The organism is Bradyrhizobium sp. 930_D9_N1_4 (assembly GCF_052076015.1).
GTDB lineage: Bacteria > Pseudomonadota > Alphaproteobacteria > Rhizobiales > Xanthobacteraceae > Bradyrhizobium.
The window spans coordinates 3,069,249-3,089,229 of record NZ_CP197236.1 but is presented as its reverse complement, the minus strand read 5'-3'; the positions used below and the strand labels follow the sequence as shown (position 1 = coordinate 3,089,229).

16 protein-coding genes are annotated in these 19,981 nt (G+C 63.6%); 1 reads left to right on the top strand and 15 read right to left on the bottom strand.

Going from position 1 to position 19,981, the window contains the following annotated elements; translation table 11 throughout:
* Positions 1 to 74 precede the first annotated feature (74 nt).
* Entirely contained in the window at positions 75 to 3,263 is a 3,189-nt protein-coding gene (locus AB7532_RS14160) for an efflux RND transporter permease subunit (protein WP_441235393.1), read from the top strand.
* Here the strand turns inward: AB7532_RS14160 and AB7532_RS14155 are convergent.
* The 15 genes from AB7532_RS14155 to AB7532_RS14085 all read right to left on the bottom strand — a co-directional run bounded on the left by AB7532_RS14155 (position 3,260) and on the right by AB7532_RS14085 (position 19,980).
* Complete coding sequence (locus tag AB7532_RS14155; protein ID WP_441235392.1) at positions 3,260 to 3,988, bottom strand: sulfite exporter TauE/SafE family protein; 729 nt, start codon at positions 3,986 to 3,988, stop codon at positions 3,260 to 3,262. The genes AB7532_RS14160 and AB7532_RS14155 overlap by 4 nt on opposite strands.
* 191 nt (positions 3,989 to 4,179) lie before the next feature.
* Positions 4,180 to 4,437: a hypothetical protein gene (locus AB7532_RS14150; protein ID WP_441235391.1), complete on the bottom strand. Its 258-nt coding sequence runs from the start codon at positions 4,435 to 4,437 to the stop codon at positions 4,180 to 4,182.
* A gap of 231 nt (positions 4,438 to 4,668) precedes the next feature.
* On the bottom strand, positions 4,669 to 5,787 hold the full coding sequence (locus AB7532_RS14145) for a helix-turn-helix transcriptional regulator (protein ID WP_441235390.1): 1,119 nt from the start codon (positions 5,785 to 5,787) through the stop codon (positions 4,669 to 4,671).
* A gap of 113 nt (positions 5,788 to 5,900) precedes the next feature.
* Positions 5,901 to 7,019, bottom strand: a complete 1,119-nt coding sequence (locus tag AB7532_RS14140; RefSeq protein ID WP_441235389.1) for a helix-turn-helix transcriptional regulator — start codon at positions 7,017 to 7,019, stop codon at positions 5,901 to 5,903.
* Between the two features lie 145 nt (positions 7,020 to 7,164).
* The gene (locus AB7532_RS14135; protein ID WP_441235388.1) at positions 7,165 to 9,552 is read right to left on the bottom strand and encodes an autotransporter domain-containing protein; all 2,388 of its coding nucleotides are present in this window, start codon (positions 9,550 to 9,552) and stop codon (positions 7,165 to 7,167) included.
* Positions 9,553 to 9,691: 139 nt separating this feature from the next.
* Positions 9,692 to 12,568 carry an autotransporter outer membrane beta-barrel domain-containing protein gene (locus tag AB7532_RS14130; protein WP_441235387.1) on the bottom strand — a complete coding sequence of 959 codons (2,877 nt, stop codon included), beginning with the start codon at positions 12,566 to 12,568 and terminating at the stop codon, positions 9,692 to 9,694.
* A 210-nt stretch (positions 12,569 to 12,778) separates the two neighbouring features.
* Positions 12,779 to 13,027 (bottom strand): DUF6894 family protein, encoded by a 249-nt coding sequence (locus tag AB7532_RS14125; protein WP_441235386.1) that lies wholly within the window; start codon positions 13,025 to 13,027, stop codon positions 12,779 to 12,781.
* Between the two features lie 181 nt (positions 13,028 to 13,208).
* Complete coding sequence (locus AB7532_RS14120; RefSeq protein WP_441235385.1) at positions 13,209 to 14,183, bottom strand: helix-turn-helix transcriptional regulator; 975 nt, start codon at positions 14,181 to 14,183, stop codon at positions 13,209 to 13,211.
* Positions 14,184 to 14,405: 222 nt separating this feature from the next.
* Positions 14,406 to 15,560 (bottom strand): helix-turn-helix transcriptional regulator, encoded by a 1,155-nt coding sequence (locus AB7532_RS14115; RefSeq protein WP_441235384.1) that lies wholly within the window; start codon positions 15,558 to 15,560, stop codon positions 14,406 to 14,408.
* Between the two features lie 456 nt (positions 15,561 to 16,016).
* Complete coding sequence (locus AB7532_RS14110; protein WP_441235383.1) at positions 16,017 to 16,529, bottom strand: hypothetical protein; 513 nt, start codon at positions 16,527 to 16,529, stop codon at positions 16,017 to 16,019.
* A gap of 105 nt (positions 16,530 to 16,634) precedes the next feature.
* Positions 16,635 to 17,081 carry a MaoC family dehydratase gene (locus tag AB7532_RS14105; RefSeq protein WP_441235382.1) on the bottom strand — a complete coding sequence of 149 codons (447 nt, stop codon included), beginning with the start codon at positions 17,079 to 17,081 and terminating at the stop codon, positions 16,635 to 16,637.
* Positions 17,082 to 17,469: 388 nt separating this feature from the next.
* Positions 17,470 to 17,892, bottom strand: a complete 423-nt coding sequence (locus AB7532_RS14100) for a hypothetical protein (RefSeq protein ID WP_441235381.1) — start codon at positions 17,890 to 17,892, stop codon at positions 17,470 to 17,472.
* Between the two features lie 12 nt (positions 17,893 to 17,904).
* Positions 17,905 to 18,126: a hypothetical protein gene (locus tag AB7532_RS14095; protein ID WP_441235380.1), complete on the bottom strand. Its 222-nt coding sequence runs from the start codon at positions 18,124 to 18,126 to the stop codon at positions 17,905 to 17,907.
* A gap of 112 nt (positions 18,127 to 18,238) precedes the next feature.
* Entirely contained in the window at positions 18,239 to 19,054 is an 816-nt protein-coding gene (locus AB7532_RS14090; RefSeq protein WP_441235379.1) for a lytic murein transglycosylase, read from the bottom strand.
* A gap of 125 nt (positions 19,055 to 19,179) precedes the next feature.
* Complete coding sequence (locus AB7532_RS14085) at positions 19,180 to 19,980, bottom strand: shikimate dehydrogenase family protein (RefSeq protein ID WP_441239273.1); 801 nt, start codon at positions 19,978 to 19,980, stop codon at positions 19,180 to 19,182.
* Position 19,981 lies beyond the last annotated feature (1 nt).

Genomic DNA, 19,981 nt, shown 5'->3' with positions numbered 1-19,981 from the left:
CTCGATTCCGGGTGCGCGGGCATCGCTCGCGTCCCGGGCAACGGGAGAGCTGTCTCGCTTGCAGGGGCAAGGCCATGAATCTCTCAAAGTTCTTCATCGATCGTCCGATTTTCGCCGGCGTGCTGTCGGTCCTGATTTTCCTCGCGGGGCTGATCTCGCTGTTCGCGATGCCGATCTCGGAATATCCCGACGTCGTGCCGCCCTCGGTGCTGGTGCGCGCGACCTATCCCGGCGCCAATCCGAAGGTGATCGCGGAAACGGTGGCCACGCCGATCGAGGAGCAGATCAACGGCGTCGAAGGCATGCTCTACATGTCGAGCCAGGCGACGACCGACGGCGCGATGACGCTGACGGTGACCTTCCGCCTCGGCACCGACCCCGACAAGGCGACGCAGCTGGTGCAGAACCGCGTGCAGCAGGCCGAACCGCGCCTTCCCGCCGTGGTACGCCAGCTCGGCATCATCACCAAGAAGTCCTCGCCCGACCTGACCATGGTCGTGCATCTGCTGTCGCCGAACGGCCGCTATGACATGACGTATCTGCGCAACTACGCCGTGCTCAACGTCAAGGACCGGTTGGCGCGCATCGACGGCGTCGGCGACGTCCAGCTCTATGGCGCGGGCGACTATTCGATGCGGGTCTGGGTCGATCCGCAGAAGGCGGCCGAGCACGGGCTGACCGCAAGCGATATCGTCAAATCGATCCAGGCGCAGAACGTCGAGGCTGCCGCCGGCGTGGTCGGCTCCTCCCCGAACGTCAGGGGTATCGACCTGCAAATGTCCGTCAATGCCGAAGGGCGGCTCGCCAACGAAGAGCAGTTCGGGGACATCGTGGTCAAGACCGGTACGCGCGGCGAAGTCGTGCGCCTGCGCGACGTCGCACGCATCGAGCTTGGCGCCTCCGAATACGGCCTGCGCTCGCTGCTCGACAACAAGCAGGCAGTGGCAATCCCGATCTTCCAGGCGCCCGGCTCCAACGCGCTGGAGATTTCCGACCACGTCCGCGCCACCATGGCCGAGATCAAGAAGAACATGCCGGAGGGCGTGTCCTACCAGATCGTCTACGATCCGACCCAGTTCGTGCGTTCCTCGATCGAGGCCGTGATCCACACCCTGCTGGAGGCGATCGCGCTGGTGGTGCTGGTCGTGATTCTGTTCCTCCAGACCTGGCGCGCCTCGATCATCCCGCTGCTGGCCGTGCCAGTGTCGATCGTCGGCACGTTTGCGGTGATGCATCTGTTCGGCTTTTCTATCAACGCGCTCAGTCTGTTCGGACTGGTGCTCGCGATCGGCATCGTCGTCGACGACGCCATCGTCGTGGTCGAGAACGTCGAGCGCAACATCGAGGGCGGGCTGTCGCCACGCGATGCCACCTATCAGGCGATGCGCGAGGTCTCGGGACCGATCATCGCGATCGCGATGGTGCTGATCGCGGTATTCGTGCCGCTCGCCTTCATCTCCGGTCTCACCGGGCAGTTCTACAAGCAGTTCGCGCTGACGATCGCGATCTCGACCGTGATCTCCGCCGTCAACTCGCTGACACTGTCGCCGGCCCTGTCGGCTTTGCTGCTCAAAGGCCACAACGAACCGAAGGACCGGCTGACGATCATCATGGAGAAGAGCCTCGGCTGGTTCTTCCGTGGCTTCAACAAAGCGTTCACGCGCTCGTCGGAGAATTACAGCGGCACCGTCACCAAGGTGATCTCGGGCAAGGCCGCGGTGATGGGCCTCTATGTTGTGCTGGTGGGCGTGACCGCCTTGCTGTTCCAGCAGGTGCCAAGCGGCTTCGTGCCGGGTCAGGACAAGCAATATCTGGTCGGCTTCTCGCGGCTGCCTGATGGTGCAGCGCTCGATCGCACCGAAGAGGTGATCCGCAAGATGAGCGACGTCGCGCTGACCCAGCCCGGTGTCGAGAGCTCGGTCGCGTTTCCCGGCCTGTCGATCGCCGGCTTCACCAACTCGTCGAACGCCGGCATCGTGTTCTCGACGCTGAAACCGTTCGACGAGCGCAAGGGGCCGGAACTGAGCGGCAACGCCATCGCGGCCGATCTCAACAAGAAATATGCCGGCATCCAGGAAGCTTTCATCGCCATGTTCCCGCCGCCGCCGGTCAATGGTCTCGGCACCATCGGCGGCTTCAAGCTGCAGATCGAGGATCGTGCGGGTCTCGGTTATGAGGCGTTGAACGAGGCAACCAAGGCGTTCATGGCGGCGATGCAGAAGGCACCGGAGATCGCCGGCGTGTTCTCGAGCTTCCAGGTCAACGTGCCTCAGCTGTTCGCCGATATCGACCGCACCAAGGCACTCCAGCTCGGCGTGCCCGTGACGGAAGTCTTCAACACGCTCCAGATCTATCTGGGCTCCTACTACGTCAACGACTTCAACAAGTTTGGCCGCACCTATTCCGTCTACGTCCAGGCCGACGCGCCGTTCCGCGCCCGCGCCGACGACATCAGGCAGTTGAAGGTGCGCTCGTCGTCCGGCGACATGGTGCCGCTCTCGGCGCTGCTCACGATCCGCCAGAGCGCGGGGCCTGAGCGGGCGATCCGCTACAACGGATTCCTGTCGTCCGACATCAACGCGGCCGCCGCGCCCGGTTTCTCATCCGGCCAGGCGCAGGAGGTTGCGACGAAGATCGCGGCGGAAACGTTGCCGCCCGGCTTTGCCTTCGAATGGACCGACCTGACCTATCAGGAGTTCATCGCCGGCAATTCCGGCCTCTGGGTGTTCCCGCTGGCGATCCTGCTGGTGTTCCTGGTGCTGGCCGCGCTCTATGAGAGCCTGACCCTGCCGCTCTCGATCATCATGATTGTGCCGATGGGCCTGCTGGCGGCGATGTTCGGCGTCTGGATCTCCAAGGGCGACAACAACGTCTTCACCCAGATCGGCTTGATCGTGCTGGTGGGCCTGTCGGCGAAGAACGCGATCCTGATCGTCGAATTCGCGCGCGAGCTCGAATTCGCGGGACGCACGCCGATCCGCGCCGCGATCGAGGCCAGCCGGTTGCGGCTTCGCCCGATCCTGATGACGTCGATGGCCTTCATCATGGGCGTTCTGCCGCTGGTGCTCTCGACCGGCGCCGGCTCGGAGATGCGGCGGGCGATGGGCGTCGCCGTGTTCTCCGGCATGATCGGCGTCACGATTTTTGGCCTGTTCCTGACGCCGGTGTTCTATGTGCTGCTGCGGACCGTCACCGGTAACAAGGCGCTGGTGCATCACGGCAGCGACACCAGCGCGGCGCCGGTCCAGCCCGCGAGCCACTAGATCAGGGAGAGCCCTGATATTAGCAACAGAACGAGCACGGTCTTGCGAAAGACCGTCTCGTTGACCCGGTGAAAGGCGACCACGCCAAGCGCGGAACCGGCGAACAATGCCGGCAAGCTGATCGCGAGATCGACGAAGACTTTCGACGACAGGTCCTGATGTCCGACCAATAGCGCGATCGCGAACAGCTGCATCGCGGCGATGAAGGGTTGCACCAGGCCGCGCTGCTCGCTCTTGGGCATGCCGCGCATGTCGCACCAGATCGTCGGGATCGCGCCGGGCATGGCCGTGAGCCCGCCGACCAGCCCTCCCCCGAATCCGATCAGCGCGACCCAGTGACGGCCGACGGCCACGCTGGCCGTGACCAGCGTCGGCCGCAGCAGCATGTAGGCCGCATAGAGCGCGACGATGATGCCGAAGCCGCGCCGGAGCAGATGCGTGTCGGTGGATTGCAGCAGCGACACAGCGATGGGAACACCGATCAGGCCGCCGACGATCAGCAGGAGACTGCCCTCCCAGCGGATGCTGCGCCTGAGCGCCCAGAGGTTTGTGGCCTGCACACCGATGCTGCACGCCATCATCAGCGGCACCGCCTCCAGCGGCTGAAACACACGGAGCAGGATCGCGCCCGCCACCGCCGAGAACGCGAAGCCCGAGAGTCCGGAGACGAAGGCGCCGGCAAACACGGCGACGCTGACCAATATGCTTGTCGTGATGTCCGGCACGGCGCGTTCTCCCTCAATCGTAAGGTATCTGCGTTGCGGAAACGCCTGCGCTATCCGTACAACTCGCCGCTTCGGACGGTTTTGCAGAGGACGGAGACAGCGGCTGCGCATGCGAGCGCGCCAGCATCGCCAGCCCGGCCAGCTGAAGCGCGACCAGGGCCGCGGTCAGCGCGATGGCGACGATATTGAAATTACGCGCGTTCGAACGTGGCGTGGCCGGTCGCGCGCGCGAGCGGATCAACTCGGTTGGCATTTCGGGACGTGTCCTCTTCACTGGAGACGGGAATGATTTCATTCAAGCGCGATATTTCAGGCGGCTGCTCCAGCAAATGACGATAGCGCTGCAACATGCGCTGCGCATCGATCTCGCGCTGCGCGCGGAATGCCGCGCCGATGCGGTTGACGATGTCGCGGAACTTTTCCGCCGACACAGATGACGCCGTTCGCATGACAATCTCCTCTCAACTTTTGCGAGAGATTGATGGGGTTCACTTCCGCTTGCTGTGAGTTGCTTCACACGAGATCGACAGTGTCGAACAAGAAACCGTGTGGCATCTCTCGTAAGAGCGAACGCGTAAAATCGCGTCATTCGATCGAACGACGTGCGATAACTTTTGAATGATGCTTCTGATTGAACCTATTGCGAGCTGGCGCGACTCGTCTGCGCCTTGAAGCGCGCGTCAGTGCATGAGCGGATTGGAGAATCCCGCCGCCAGCTTGACGAGATCGGCCTGACGGCTGACGCCGGTCTTGGCGAACACGCGATGCAAATGCGTCTTCACCGTCGTCTCGGCGATGCCGAGCGCGACCGCCGTCTCCGGTACGCCGCCGATTTCGACAATCGACTGCAAAACCCGCAACTCCGCAGGCGTCAGATCGAAGGTGCGATCGATCACGCCGGCAGACGAACGGCCGTCGAGTTCCGTCTTCCAGACGAACAAGGCACCGACCGCCGACGTACGCTCCGCCGCGCCGTCACGCAGCAGCGACGGCAAAGCGATGACGTGCGCGACGTAGTAGGAACCGTCATGCGACGTCATGGGAATCTTACGGCCCGTAGCCGCCGCCATGGCCACCTCGCCTGCGTCACGGAAGATGCCGCGCAGAGCCGAATTTGCCGCGGACGATCGTGCCGTCAGCCGCCCCCCGACGGAGCGCAGGACATCATCGGCGGCGAGCAAAGTCTCCGCGGCCGGATTGCTGTGAACGATGTTGCAGGCCGCATCGAGCAGGATGACGCCGGCGTTCAGCCGGTCGACCACGTCGGCGAGCGCGATCGCCCGCTGCTGCTTCCGCTCGATCGCCTTGTTGATCAGCAGCGCCCGGCTCGCATGCGGAACCAGGGATTGCATCCGCGCGCGCTGCCCGGCATCGAGCATGTTCCTGCCGGGGATCACCGTCATCAGCATCGGGCACGGCGACTTCGACTGTTCCAGCACGACGTTGGCGACGTCGACGCAACCCTGCGGGCGCAACCATTCCTGATAGAAGCGCCCGCGGCGATAATCGTCGTAATTCACGAGATCGGGGATATTCCGCACCTCGCCATAGCGCGGAAGCCGCGCAAGCGGATCGTGCTGGGCATAGGTCTCCGCATAGAGCTGGATGTAGTGCGGATCGACGCCGCAGTAATAGTGCGTGGCGCCTGATTTGCTGACCGGGTCTTTCGAGATCAAGCCGCAGGCCTGGCTGCCGATGAACGCATTGAGCCCGACGACGACATCTGCCCACAACTCGGGGTGAAGACCGGCATCATAGATGCTCTCGATCAACTCGGACTGGTTTGGGGATCGGGGCATCGGAAGAGCCAATCATGCTACACGGAAATGGCGGAACGTTCTTCATGCCTCGCGGCTCCTGTGAGTCTGTCACGGAAGCAAAAGGTTCAACGCCGACGGCGCTGAACAATTGATTAGTTGACGAGCGGGTTTGAGAATCCTGCAGCGAGCTTGACGAGGTCGGCTTGACGGCTGACGCCGGTCTTGGCGAACACGCGATGCAGATGCGTTTTGGCCGTCGTCTCCGCGATGCCGAGCGCGGCCGCCGTTTCCGGCACGCCGCCGACCTCGACGATCGACAGGAACACGCGCAGCTCGGCCGGCGTGAGATCAAAGGTCCGCGCGATCAATTCGCCATAGGATGTCCCGCCGAGCGCGACCTTGCGCAGCAGCAGCGCGCCGGCGGCATCGACCACCCGCTCGCTGCCGTTCCGCAGCACCGAGGACAGCGGCAGGATATGCGCGACGTAGCGCTCGCCGCCGGGCGACAGCAGCGGTATAGTGCGATCCCTCGCCGCAAGCAGGGCAACATCGCTGCGGGCCGCGAATGCCTCGCGGAGCGTCTGGTTGGCCTCCGCACTGGAGGTCACGAGCTGCCCGGCGACCGACCGCACCACGTCGTCGGCGGCGAGCAAGGCGTGGCCGGCGGAGTTCGCATGCACCACCCGGCAGAGGCCATCGAGCAGGAAGATGCCGGAGGCCAGATTGTCCAGCACATCCGCCAGCGCGGTCGCCAGCGTCAGTTGCGAGGCGATGGCGCGGTTGATCAGCAGCGCGCGGCTCGCATGCGGCACGATCAGCGAGAGGCGATGCTTCATCGCGGCATCGACCATGCGGCGACCCGACAGCACCGTCATCATCACGGGGCAGTTCGCGTTCGACGTCTCGAGCACGACATTGGCCGCATCGCTGCAACCCTGCGGCTTCATCCATTCCTGGTAAAAGCGGCCCCTCCGATATTCTTCGAAATTGACGAGATCGGGGATGCTCACGATCTCGCCTTGCGGCGGCAGCACCGTCAGCGGATCGAACTTCGAATGGGTCTCGGAATAGAGCTGGATGTAATGCGGGTCGGCGCCGCAATAATAATGCGTGACGCCGAACTTGCTGATCGAGTCCTTGGAAAACAGCCCGCAGGCCTGCCCGCCGACGAAATCGCGGATGCCGGCGACGACGCTGTTCCACATCGCGGGGTCGAGACCGGCGTCATAGATGGACTCGACCAGTTCGGGCAGCTTCCGAGGTCCGTGCATGGCTTGACATAGCCTGAGTGATCAATGTCACCAACCATAGCACACCCCCAGCATGCGGCATCCTCCGATCGGAGGAGGCGCCGGCCGGGCGGATGGAGCCCGGCCGGCAGGCGTCGCGCTCAAAGCCGCCGGGGCTGATGCCGGCTCAGAACGCGACGCGAACGCCACCCTTCGCCGTCCCGGTCCGGCTCTGGTCGGACATCATCATGCCCTCGACCGCGCCGAACACGGACACGTTGCGGCTGGTGCGATAGTCGAAGCCGAAGCCGGCCACGGCGCCGACGGTGCTGCGGCCGCCGGGCGTGATGAAGGAGAGATTCTGGCCGATCAGCACCGCGTTGATATTGGCGTCGCCGACGCGCTGGAGCGCGATGACACCGCCATGGATGTTGGCCTTGAGCTCGCCACCGGCCAGACTCGTGACGCGCGAGAGATCGACCTCGCCACGCTCCTCGAAGTCCTGGAGCGTGCGGCCGCCGACTGACAGCCCCTGCGCCGAGCCGGTTTCGCTGTAACCGTCGAACCGGCCAGCGACGTAGCGCAACCGCGCCGTCGGCGTGAGCAGATAGCCGTTTCCGATCTCCAGCTTGTAGCCATAGGCAATCTCGGGACTGACGTACCAGCCGCTGTAGTTGGCTGCTGCCGTCTCCATGCCGCCGGCCGCCGCATTGTTCAGCACCAGACGGCGTGACTTGTTGTCGGCGTTGCCGCCCTGGAGAGTAAAGTCGAAGAACTGCGCGGCCCATTCGAGCCGGCTGTAGACGCCGGCAAACACATAGTTCGTATCGACCGATTGCGAGTTGAGATCGACCGAGAGACCGCCCTGCCCGCCGCCGAGAAAGGCGCCGACCAGCCAGTTCGGTTGCACCTTGCGATCGATACCGATCGCCCCGCCCCACGCCGTCGAGGTCGCGCGAAGAGTCGCGGCCGTCTCGTCCTGGATGCGCTGACCGCCAAAGCTGTTGGCCCAGACCGTGATCGGCGCCGGATCGGTCCAGAGGCTGCGCGGCGCCTTGGTGAAGGGACCGGCCTGCGCCGTCTCCGGTGCATAGGCCATCGCCATCATGTTGCTGCCGGCTGGACCCGCGCCACCGTTCAGGCGCCCTTGCACCAGCGAGGACACGCCGCCGGTGAAGTCCATCAGCGTGCGATCCGTCTGCGCCAGCGCGGTCGGATCGAGCGTCGCGAGCGTCGTGCCGGAGACGACCGACGGGCCGCTGAACTTACCGCCCGACGTGATGGTGTTGATGGTGCCGTTGAAGTTGACGAAGGTCGGCAGGTCGATGGTCGTCAGCGACGACACCCGGCTACTCGGGGCGAGATTGAGGTTGACGACGTCATTGCCGAAGCCGAAATCGACCACGCCGTTGATCCTCGAGCCCGGCAGCAGCGTCAGCGTGTCGGCCGCATTCGACAGCTTGATCGCGAATCCCCCGCTGCCAGCGATCGCGCCGGAGTTCGTGATGGTCGCCACGCCCGCAGAGAAAATGCCGAGATTGCCGGCGATCGTGCCGGCATTGGAGACGTTAAGGCTTCCACTCGTACTCACGATGGCGGTGCCGTTAGCTGCCGTGGCCTGAATCAGCCCCGTATTGTGAACGCTGGCCTGGTTTACGAACATGGCTTGGTTCGATCCGGTAATCGTTCCCGAGTTGTTGATGGTTGCCGTGGCCGCGCTGATGGCCTGGATTCCAGCCACTGTTCCCGAATTGTCGAGATTGAGTATGCTGGCTCCGACGCCGACACCGTTGCTTGCCAAAATCTGTCCCGCATTGGTCAAGTTGATCGTCGGAGCGGAGATCCCGATGTTCGTGCTGGAGATGGTGCCGCTGTTGACGACGCTCGCTGTGAGACCGGCCCGGATGCCATACGTGCCTCCACCGATCACGCCAGCATTCGTGACCGTCGCCGTGTCGTCGGCGCGCACGCTGTCGACCGTGCCGGAAATCGTTCCGGAGTTCACGATGACCGTCACCTGACCAGCGATGGCAACGCCAATAAGGCCGGTTGCTCGAATGATCCCACCGACGCCATTGGTCACTCGGGCCGAATTCCCACCCCGGATACCGTATTCCGGCGCTTCGATCGTGCCCGAGTTCGTGATCGCGACTGCATCGGCCGAGATTCCGACGCCACCGGGATCCATCGCTCGAATGCTCCCGGTGTTGGTGACGAAGACCGCACCCGCATCGATTCCGAAAAAACCATTGCCCAGAATGCTGCCGAAGTTCTCGACGGTGCCAAATCCGAGCCTCAGGCCGGTGCTATCGCCCGTGATGGAAGCGCCTTGATCGATCCTGTAGGTGTTATTGATGTCGTTGGGGGTGCCGTAACCGACGGTGCCGTTGGCATTGAGGGTCGCGCCGGTGCAAGTGACGATCGCACCGTTAACCGGCGCAGTCGGTGTGCAGGCGGCCTCGGCGCTATCGGCCATCGTCAGCGATGCGATCGATAGCGCCAGCGCAAGCAATCCCGGCGACCGCCGAGGTTCCGAATTCCATTGCACGACGCCGTTCTTAGCCATCCGTTTCATTCGCGATTCCCCAGTCCCGGCATCGCTTATGCCGCGCGTGCACACATTGATGTTAGATCGGGCCAACACCGCGCGCGTCCCCCGGTCGGTGGACAGGCTGCGATGCAACCCGCCCCACAAGACTGCGCGCATCCGGCGATCAGAACGCGACGCGAACGCCGCCTTTCGCCGTTCCGGTGCGGCTCTGGTCGGACATCATCATGCCCTCGACCGCGCCGAACACGGACACGTTGCGGCTGGTGCGATAGTCGAAGCCGAAGCCGGCCACGGCGCCGACGGTGCTGCGGCTGCCCGGCGTGACGAAGGAGAGATTTTGGCCGATCAGCACGGCGTTGATATTGGTGTCGCCGACGCGCTGGAGCGCGATGACGCCGCCATGGATGTTGGCCTTGAGTTCGCCACCGGCCAGACTCGTGACGCGCGAGAGATCGACCTCGCCACGCTCCTCGAAGTCCTGGAGCGTGCGGCCGCCGACCGACAATCCCTGCGCCGATCCGGTTTCGCTGTAGCCGTCGAACCGGCCCGCGACGTAGCGCAGCCGCGCCGTCGGCGTGAGCAGATAGCCGTTTCCGATCTCCAGCTTGTAGCCATAGGCAATCTCGGGACTGACGTACCAGCCGCTGTAGTTGGCGGTCGCCGTCTCCATGCCACCAACCGCCGCATTGTTCAGCACCAGACGACGCGATTTGTTGTCGGCATTGCCGCCCTGGAAGGTGAAGTCGAAGAACTGCGCGGCCCATTCGAACCGGCTGTAGGCGCCGGCAAACACATAGTTCGTATCGACCGATTGCGAGTTGAGATCGACCGAGAGGCCGCCCTGCCCGCCACCGAGGAACACGCCGACCAGCCAGTTCGGCTGCACCTTGCGGTCGATGCCGATCGCGCCGCCCCACGCCGTCGAGGTTGCTTGTAGTGTGGAGGCCGTCTCGTCCTGGATGCGCTGGCCGCCAAAGCTGTTGGCCCAGACCGTGATCGGCGCTGGATCGGTCCAGAGGCTGCGCGGCTCCTTGGTGAAGGGCCCGGCCTGGGCGCTCTCCGGCGCATAGGCCATCGCCATCATGTTGCTGCCGGCCGTGCCGCTGCCGCCATTCAGGCGCCCCTGCACCAGCGAGGATACGCCGCCGGTAAAATCCATCAGCGTGCGATCCGTCTGCGCCAGCGCGGTCGGATCGAGCGTCGCGAGCGTCGCGCCGGCGACTACCGACGGGCCGCTGAACTTGCCGCCCGATGTGATGGCGTTGATGGTGCCGTTGAAGTTCACGAAGGTCGGCAGATCGATGGTCGTGAGAGACGACACCCGGCTCGTCGGGGTGAGATTGAGGTTGACGACGTCATTGCCGAAGCCGAAATCCACCACGCCGTTGATCCTGGACCCCGGCAGCAGCGTCAGCGTATCGGCCGCATTCGACAGCTTGATCGCGGTGCCGCCGGTGCCGGTGATCGTGCCCGAGTTCGTGATCGTCGCCGCGTTCAGCGACGTAATACCGACATTGCCGGCAATCGTTCCGGAATTGTTGACGTTGGCGTTGCCCGCCAGAACGCCGGACCCATTGCTTGCGGTCGACTGGACGAGGCCCGTATTGGTCACGTTCGCGATGTTCGCGTTGATGGCCTCGTCGAGTCCGATGATCGTGCCTGAATTGCTGACGTTCCCGAGGATCGCGGCGATCCCGCGGCCTCCCGTAACGGTCCCCGCATTGTCGAGATTGACCGTTATACCGCTCACGGCGATGCCGGTCGGCGACGAAATCAATCCCGTATTGGTCACGTTGACCGTGTCGGCAGCGATCGCGGCCCTCGCACCGGCGATGGTGCCACTGTTGACCACGTTTGCCGCATTATTTGCATGGATACCGAAATCGGTCGCGCTGATCGTGCCGCTGTTGCGGACGGTTGCGTCTCCGACATCCGCGACGATTGCATCGCCGGTGCTGCCGTCGGCCGTAATGGTCCCGGCGTTGTCGATGACGGCAGAGGTGCCGGCAAACACCGCCTGATTGTGTGCGATCACCGTGCCGCCGGCGAGATTCGTCAGCTTGACGCTATCGCCGGAGACGCCAGCCGAACCGCCGGCAATGGTCCCGGAATTGGTGACCGTCGCGAGATATTGGGCCGAGATCACCCCTGCGAGCGAGGTCGTCGTGCGAATCAGACCCGCGTTGTTGATCGTAATGTTGCCCTTCCCGGCCGCCGCAGCGCCATTCGCCGTGATGGTGTCAGCGGCGGCGGAAATCGTACCGGATGCAGCATTGGTCAGGCTCACATTGCCGTCGCGGGCCACGACCGCGTTGCCGCTCGACTGGATCAGTCCGGCATTGCTGACGGCAACGGATTCGTCCGCGATCACGGCGCTCGCGCCGCTGACGGTGCCGGAGGCAAGGTTCGATAGATTGATATTCTTGGCTCTGATGCCGGCTTCGTGGCCGGAAATCGTGCCGGAATTGTTCACCGTGGCCAGACGGTCGGAGAAGATCGCGACGCCCGTTGCGCGCGTCTGGGTGATCAGGCCTGTGCTGAGGTTCGTGATGGTCGCGTTGCCGCTGGTGTCGATGGCCCTGTCCTCGCCCCGGATCGTGCCGGCATTGCTGAGAACGATGGCCGACGGCGTAATGGCGTTAAAGCCGCTGATCGTCGCCCCAGCCAGGTTGGTGACCGTCATGTCGCCGCCGGTGATACCGGCCGCACTGGGTCCACTGATCGTACCGGCGTTTATGAAAACGCTGCCGAAGCCAACCTCGAAGCCAAAATTGAGTCCGCGAACCGTTACGCCCGCACGGATATCATAGGAGTTGTTGTCGTCGTTGCGGGTCCCGTAGCCAGTGCCGCCGCCCTGCTGGTTGTCGGTATCGCTTGCGCACACCACCGTCGTGTTGCTGACCGGCGCCGTGGGCGTACAGGCCGCCATGGCGGGCTCGCTGGTGAACACCGGGATGATCAGCGCGGCCGGCAGCACGAGCCATAGCGATCGCCCCGCCAAACGCCACGGCGCAATATCGTCCACACCCATCACAATCATTCTCAATTCCTCGGCACAGGCTCGTTTTCAGCGGTCCCCCCCGATCGGAGGACACCAACTCACGCGAATTTGGATTCGCTGAACGCCAAGGTAGAAAGGGCCGACGCTTCCGACTTGGACGGAGGCGACCGGCTCTGAGCCCCCAGCGCACCGAAATCGTTTCGTTGCCGCACTGATGCCCGGTTGCGACACTTTCATCCCCCAAATGGATTACGCCTGATCCCAGCCAATTCGTTCCTCGCTCTCCGCCCAGACCGGGGCGCGATAGATCTCCTGTCCGCCAGCATCCCTGACGCGGATCCAGGCGTCGCGATCCCGCAGATCGTCACGCCAGACGAACAGATGTCGCGCCATTTCGTCGGCGACGACGAAGGTCGCCCTGGCCTGCTCGAACACCATCCCGCCCGGGTCGATCTTCACGACATTGTCGACCAGCAGATCAAAGAAGAAACGACGCATTCCAAACTCCAACTCGCCGCGCGAAACGCGGCCTCACGACTTGCTCCGCGCGCCAGAAGACGTAGTCGGCCAAGCACGGGCGCTGCGGTAGGCGCCGGCCTGACCGCAAGGACCGCGCAACAGCCCGCCTTGCATCCGTCCTGGTTGAATCGACAGTTTGCTGAAATTCAGTCGCCCGCGGTCATAGCGCCTCGCCGCTCCTGACGCCGCTCGGCGTCGCGCCATAGGCCCGCCGGAAACAACGGTTGAAATAAGAGAGATCGCCGAAGCCGACGTCATAGGCGATCGAACTCACCGGCCGTCCGGCAAAATCGGGCTCGCGCAGCATGCGATGGGCGCGCTTGAGACGCTGCTCGGTCAGGAAGGACGAGAATGTCTTGCCGTCGGCTTCGAACAGCCGCTGGAGATAGCGCGTGGTCACGCCGAACTCCTGCGCCGCGGTCGCGACCGACAAATCCTGCTGCCAGCAATTGTTGACGATGAAGGATTTCACCTTGCGCAGCCGCGCGGCCCTGACGCCGCGCCGCCCGGCCAGCTCATGAACATCATCCGTCGCGCCGAGAACCCGCGCCACCAGATCGTGGAGATGCGCCACGGAGAGCTGGCGCAATGCCGGCACCGCGAACGCACGTTCGCGCACCAGCGACGTCGCATAGTCGACCAGCAGGCGAAGTCCGGCGGCGTGGTCCGGAATGATTTGCATCACTGCGTCGTCGATATCCACGATCATGGGCGCCAGCACCCGCCGCGGCACACGGATCGACAGACAATTGCCGAGCGAGAGGCGTTCGTAGATCGTCACGTCCTCGGCGCTCGTCAGAACCGCGTTCCCGGGATGAAGCCGCAAGTCTCGTCCGCGCGCAGAGATTTCGACGATGCCGGAGCGATTGACCATCAAGCCAAGGCTGTCGTTGCCGTCGACGACCATTTGCTTGGTCCTGATGACTCGCGCGCCGATCAGCCCGCCGATCACCAGCTGAGCGTCCGGCGAGCTATGAGACGTGAGATTCGCCGCAAACGGCTTCTCGTCCGTCGCCTCGACCTCCGACTTCAACACGCCGCGGCAATAGAATTCGCGCAGCAGCGGCACGCGTTCGTCTTCGGGGATGTGGTCCGTTGAAACATTGAGAATGGAAAATTCATTGTTGCCGCTCACTGCGATCTCTCCAACCCTCGAGCAGGCGCGGTTGTCTCCCCGCACCAAATTTCGGTGCCGGCGCGCATTGTTCCGTGGCGCACGCTGCGCTTCTCGTTCCAGGTGGCGCCATATACGAAAGTCTCAAACGACACGCGTCCTACGTTCGGAGGACCTGCCGATCCTGCTCATCACAATGGATTGAGATTGCATCACGCGCCGTGGATCGCGCTGTGAAATGAATCACACGGCGTCGTCGCTGCTCGTACGCTGTGCAAACGGTGCGGTGAATCCAGCCGCGATCTTGACGAGATCCGCCTGCCTGCCGGCACCTGTCTTCTCGAACAGGCGGCCGAGATGGGTCTTTACCGTGGTTTCGGCAATGCCGAGTTTTGCAGCGATATCGGGAACGCCGCCGATTTCGACGATTGCCATCAGTACGCGCAATTCCGACGGTGTCAGCCGAAAAGCCGACGCGATCGCATCGGGCACCAGCGATGGCACCATCGCCGCCCTCTGAACGAGCAGCACCGTGACCGCGACATCGCGCGGCAGGCTCTGCTCGCGCTTCAGTGGAAGGGCGTGGACAAGATAATGCTGGCCGTCGGCCGATGTCACCAGCTCAATTTGTCGTCGACCGGTCGAGTGAGTCTCGCCAGCCGCAACGATTTCGAACAGACTGCGGAATATTTTGTCCGTCTGGGTGTTACGGGCGACGATCCTGTCGCCAACCATCGCGAGCAGATTGGCATCGACGAACAACTGCCGGCACGCCGCGTTGGCATGCACGACCCGGCCGTCAGCGTCGAGCAGGCAAATCGCGGTGCTCAGGCCGTCGAGAACGTCGGCAAGGTCGTCCACGGTATGCGATCGCGCCCTGATCTGCCGGCCCATGATCCTGGAACGCTGGATGTGGGGCGCGAGCAGCCGCATGCGCTCGCGCATCGAATCGTCGACGGTTCCGCGCGACCGGTGACGCAACACTTGCAAGACGGTGGTGCGCGCGCCGGACTTTTCGAGTGCAACGGTTGCAAGGTCGATCGCGCCCTGCGGCTCGACCCACTCGCGATAGAAGCTCGTCGCCACGAAATCCGCATGTGGCATGATATCGGTCACCCCGATGGCCTGCTCGGCCGCGAAAGCGAGATGGCGGTCGAGCAGCGGATCCTGCTCGACATATCTGTCACGGTAGAGCTGACGGAAGCGGGATTCGGTGCCGAAGTGCTGGTGAATCTCGATCGAGAGCCTCGACGCATCGCGGGACAGGATGGTCGCGGCGCACCCGCCGACGAAATGTGAAACCTGCTCCAGCGCACCGCTGCGCAATGCAGGATCGACCGCGGCATCGTAGATCTCGCCAACGAGAGACGAGAAGCGATTTGCCTGGAGAATCGTCATCGGAGCAACGACGCGATCGGCGTGCGGCCCCGATGGCAAAGTCCACTCGCATATGAAAAATGTGTTGAGGCGACGGACCGGTCAGTCGTCGATTTGGACGAGGAAAAATAGTTACAACGAGATGCTGGAATATCGAACATCGTCCTTGCGTAACGTCAACCGCAGGGTGCGGCTTGGACGTTTTCGCCAAAGACTAGGATAATTACGAACAGCGCGCGGACAGTGTGCCTTGGGTCACGCGCTCGCGCGCTGTCGTCAGGCTTTTATTGCCACCAATTCCCGCCGAGACCAACGGTTCAACGCTATTTGCCTCACCATCACTCTCGTAGGGTGGGCAAAGGCGCATCGCGCCGTGCCCACCATCTCATATCGAATGCAAGACTTGCCGAATGCAAGACGTGGTGGGCACGCTTTCGCTTTGCCCACCCTACGGCAGCGGCGCCAGCGACCTGCAATTTACTTCCGGTTCTCCTCGCAGAACTTCAGCGCCGCGAGCGCTTCGCCGGCGCGTGGGATCTGCATTTCGATGCTGTCGTCCTCATCGTCCTCGAAATCGAGCGTGAGGCGCTTGGCCTTCGAGAGCCGGTCCATGATCGACTGATCGAATTCGAAGATGCCGCGAACGGTGGTCTTGTCCATGACCTCCCACTTCGCCTTCTTCATGATGTCGGCATCGTCGGTGCCGACGTCGGCCCGGAGGATCTCGCCGACCTTGTCCCACTCCCAGCCGTCATAGATCATCACGATGACGATGGCCTTGTCGGAATAGGTGACGACGATGACATAGTCGCGGTTCTCGTCCTCCTTGTCCTTGTAGCCGCGGCTCGCATTGCAATGCGTATCCTGCGAACGCTTCTCGATGGTCCAGTCGCCGACCTTGGACTGTTGCGCGAGCGCCGGACTTGCGCTCAAGGCGGTGACGCCCAAAGCGCCCGCGAGAATTCCAGCAGCGAGAAGGAATCGTTTCATGTCAGCCTCCAGCGGGTTCCCCACCTGGAGATGACCACCTCTGTCGGCGGCTCGCAAGGGTTTGAACAGAGCCGAGAAGGCTGGCCGACGGCGTATGAGCCGGCCCTACCCCCGCCGCGGGACGATCGCGATCGGGGTGAAGGTGTAAACCTCCTCGCCGTTCTGGTTGAACATCGTCCACTTCACCAGCGCGATGCCCTGCGGCTTCGACTTCGACGGCGTCAGGCTCATGACCTCGCCGACCAGATGCAGGCGGTCGTTAGGCCGCACCGGGATGGTCCAGCGCAGGCCGTCAACACCCGCGCCGATTAGCGGATGCGGGCCGAACGGGCGGGCCTGGATCGCCAGCTTCATGGCCATCGCGGCGGTGTGCCATCCCGACGCAGCCAGGCCCCTGAACAGGGTCTCCTTGGCGGCCTCATGGTCGAGATGCATCGGCTGCGGATCGAACTCGGCCGCAAAGCGCTTGATGTCGGCCTCGGTAACCACGACCTCGGGCGATTTGAACCGCATTCCGACGGTGAGATCGTCGAACCATTCGACCTGCGCCATGATTTTGCCTCGTAATGGGATGCACCGCCCCGCCTGAGGTGCGCGGCTGAAGGGATTATGTGGGAAGGCACATAGCGGCTCCGCACCGCACAAACCAGCCCAGGGTTCCCCCGCGAAACCGCTTTCCTGATGCGACGAAACACGCCTGAAACAGATGGCCGGTTAAGTCGTTGTCAAAATAAATACAGGGACGGCCACCATGCAATTCTTGCTCGAACTGATCTACGATTATTCCTGCTGCCAGAACCTCGTCGCCCAACTGCACCGGGAGGACGAGCTATGATCGAGTTGATCTCCGCCCTCCTCGCCCTTTGCAGCATCGGCGTCTTCGCAGCGCATGCGCTGGATGCCTATCGCACCACGCACTGAGAAGCAGACTCCGCCGGCGCTAGAATGGGCGCCGGTAAAAGTGTTCCGAATGCGTTGCCGGCGGAAACCGGTTGGCGAGTGCCAATGCGCCCTTCTCGTCCGTCTCGAGCGCGATCTTCTGCGCCAGCATGACGTCGCCCGGCACGAGAAATCCTGACGGGACGAAGCACCATCCCATCGTCGCATGACCCTCGCCGTCGATCTCGTGGACGTTGGCGGCGGTACCGTAGTGGATGCGATAGACCTTGCCGGTATCGCACCCGGTCACATCGAAATAGCGATGCTGCTCGAATTGCGCGCGTTGCGCAGGCGACAGCCATTCGGCCAGAAGCCTGCGGCCGCGGGCATCCGGCGTGTTCTCGCCGAAGAAGCGCCGATAGAGTTCGCGTAGCGCATGCAGACGCGCACGCGCCGGCGCGCGGAGCCAAACTGCCGCGAACATGGGCAGCTCAGATCAACCGCCGACCAGGCGCGGGTAGAACAGCGTTTCGTGCGCGGTCGGATCGAATGATTTGATACGCGTGACTTCGCCGGGCCCGGTTCTGAAAGCAGCGGTAAAACCGGTTCCGGTCAACTCCCAAAAGCGCTGCTCGGCTCGCGCCAGCGCTTCGGCATTGTCGGGATCAAACTCGTGGCGGGTGTCGCCCGTTTGGTCCATCACGATCTGGGTTGCCATCTTGAGTCTCCTCATGCCCAGCCCTGCCCCCGATCAAAGCAAACCTCGTGCCGTCAGTTCCTCAACGCAACAACTTTCTCCTACGCCGGCGCGTTGAATCTGGCGAATCACCTCACCGCGATGCGGCTCTGCCGCCCTCGTCGATCTGCCGGCCCATCAACGCAATCGCCTTCTGATAGACGCCCGCGGCGTTCCAGGCTTCGATGGCCGCGAAGTTCGGCTCGCCCGGCTGGTAACCGGCTCCCGCCTTCCAGCCATGGGCTTTCAGGAAATTCGCGGTCGAGTTCAGCGCGTTGGCGGCAACTTCGAGATTGCCGGTGCCATAGGCCAGAATGTTCTTGGGCATGAACTGGGTCTGGCCGACCTCGCCATGCATGGAGCCGCGGGTTGCCCCCGACAGGGTGCCGCGGTCGATCAGCTTCAGCGCGGCATAGAGCTGGTCGGTGAAGAATTCGGGACGGCGGCAGTCATAAGCGAGCGTCGCGATCGAGGAGAGCATGTTCTGGTTGCCGCGCTGGCTGCCGAAGCCGGTCTCCATGCCCCAGATCGCGAGCAGCGGTCCGGGCGGGACGCCGTAGCGCTGCTCGATCGAGGCGAACAACGCCGCCTGCGACTGCTTGAGCTGCCGCCCTTTGGCGACGATGGTGGTGGCGCCGCGCTTGGCGAGGAACTGGTCAAGCGTCAGCTGGAAACTGCGCTGGCCGCGGTCGGCTGCGATGGTGGCGCTGGCGTAATTGGTCTGCATCAAGGCCGCGATTGCGGTCTGGCCGACACCCTTGCCTTGCGCCTCCGCGCCGAACTCGCGCTTCCAGGTCTCGAAGCCGGCCGGCGAGCTGCCGCAGGTGGCGGCGCGCGCGACGCCCGTCAGCGAGAGAAGCAGCGCGGCGGCGCCGATCATGGCCGTCGCAACGGTCCTGCCCTTGGTCATTCGTCGTTCCTCTCACTTGAAGGTGCGCGACCGGCTCGCGCGGGTGCATGATCCTACGTCGGCCCTGCTCGTCAAGCCCTACCGGACACGACAGATGCCTTGACACCGGGTCGATCACCGACCTCTCAACCGCCCCGGTGAAGCAGGAAATCCACCATGATGCCCTGGTGCTGCTCGTACATGTCCGTGCCGGTCCCGGTCACGCAACCCACCTTACGCGCCGCTGCGATGAAGGGCGAGACTTCGGGCTTTGTAATGACGCAACCGCAATAGGTCGACGGCGCCAGCCGCGCGACATCGACCGGCAGCGGGTCGCCCTCCTTCATCCCCGCCGGGGTCGCATTGGCGACGAAATCGAAGCCGGCGGGATCCATGCTGCCGATCCGCACCGGCGCCTTGCGGAGCCCGTTGAGCCTGCCTATCAGCGCATCACGGCGCTCGATTGAGCTGTCATGGATGGCGAGCTCGCGGATGCCCGCTTCAATCAGTTCAAGCGCAATGGCCGAGCCCGCACCGCCGGCACCGACGAGCAGCGCCCGCATGCCCCTCGGGCTGACCCCCTTCGCCTGCGCGGCACCGACGAAACCGACGCCGTCAACCATGTCGCCATGCCACATGCCGTCAGGGCGCCGACACATCAGGTTCACCGTTCGCAAAAATCGTGCGCGCGCCGTCGTGCTCGTGCAAGCCTCATAACAGGCAAATTTGTGCGGGATGGTCACGACAATTCCATCAAGGTTCTTCAGCCTCGCCGCCACCGAGAGGAAATCCGGCAGATCCGCCGGCGCGACCTGAACCGGCATCAGAATGCCGTCATGCCCGCGTGCGGCGAAGGCGGCGCTCACGCCTGCCGGCGAACGCACCTGCGCGATGGGATCGCCGACGATGACGTAAAGCCGCGTCGCGCCTGATGGAGCCGGGATCATG

Excerpts from the sequence above, each read along its gene's own strand:
- AB7532_RS14150 (WP_441235391.1), bottom strand. The coding sequence starts at position 4,437 with ATGCGAACGGCGTCATCTGTGTCGGCGGAAAAGTTCCGCGACATCGTC.
- AB7532_RS14130 (WP_441235387.1), bottom strand. The coding sequence starts at position 12,568 with ATGATTGTGATGGGTGTGGACGATATTGCGCCGTGGCGTTTGGCGGGG.
- AB7532_RS14090 (WP_441235379.1), bottom strand. The coding sequence starts at position 19,054 with ATGACCAAGGGCAGGACCGTTGCGACGGCCATGATCGGCGCCGCCGCG.
- AB7532_RS14145 (WP_441235390.1), bottom strand. The coding sequence starts at position 5,787 with ATGCCCCGATCCCCAAACCAGTCCGAGTTGATCGAGAGCATCTATGAT.
- AB7532_RS14115 (WP_441235384.1), bottom strand. The coding sequence starts at position 15,560 with ATGACGATTCTCCAGGCAAATCGCTTCTCGTCTCTCGTTGGCGAGATC.
- AB7532_RS14135 (WP_441235388.1), bottom strand. The coding sequence starts at position 9,552 with ATGAAACGGATGGCTAAGAACGGCGTCGTGCAATGGAATTCGGAACCT.
- AB7532_RS14160 (WP_441235393.1), top strand. The coding sequence starts at position 75 with ATGAATCTCTCAAAGTTCTTCATCGATCGTCCGATTTTCGCCGGCGTG.
- AB7532_RS14085 (WP_441239273.1), bottom strand. The coding sequence starts at position 19,980 with ATGATCCCGGCTCCATCAGGCGCGACGCGGCTTTACGTCATCGTCGGC.
- AB7532_RS14110 (WP_441235383.1), bottom strand. The coding sequence starts at position 16,529 with ATGAAACGATTCCTTCTCGCTGCTGGAATTCTCGCGGGCGCTTTGGGC.
- AB7532_RS14140 (WP_441235389.1), bottom strand. The coding sequence starts at position 7,019 with ATGCACGGACCTCGGAAGCTGCCCGAACTGGTCGAGTCCATCTATGAC.
- AB7532_RS14100 (WP_441235381.1), bottom strand. The coding sequence starts at position 17,892 with ATGTTCGCGGCAGTTTGGCTCCGCGCGCCGGCGCGTGCGCGTCTGCAT.
- AB7532_RS14105 (WP_441235382.1), bottom strand. The coding sequence starts at position 17,081 with ATGGCGCAGGTCGAATGGTTCGACGATCTCACCGTCGGAATGCGGTTC.
- AB7532_RS14125 (WP_441235386.1), bottom strand. The coding sequence starts at position 13,027 with ATGCGTCGTTTCTTCTTTGATCTGCTGGTCGACAATGTCGTGAAGATC.
- AB7532_RS14095 (WP_441235380.1), bottom strand. The coding sequence starts at position 18,126 with ATGGCAACCCAGATCGTGATGGACCAAACGGGCGACACCCGCCACGAG.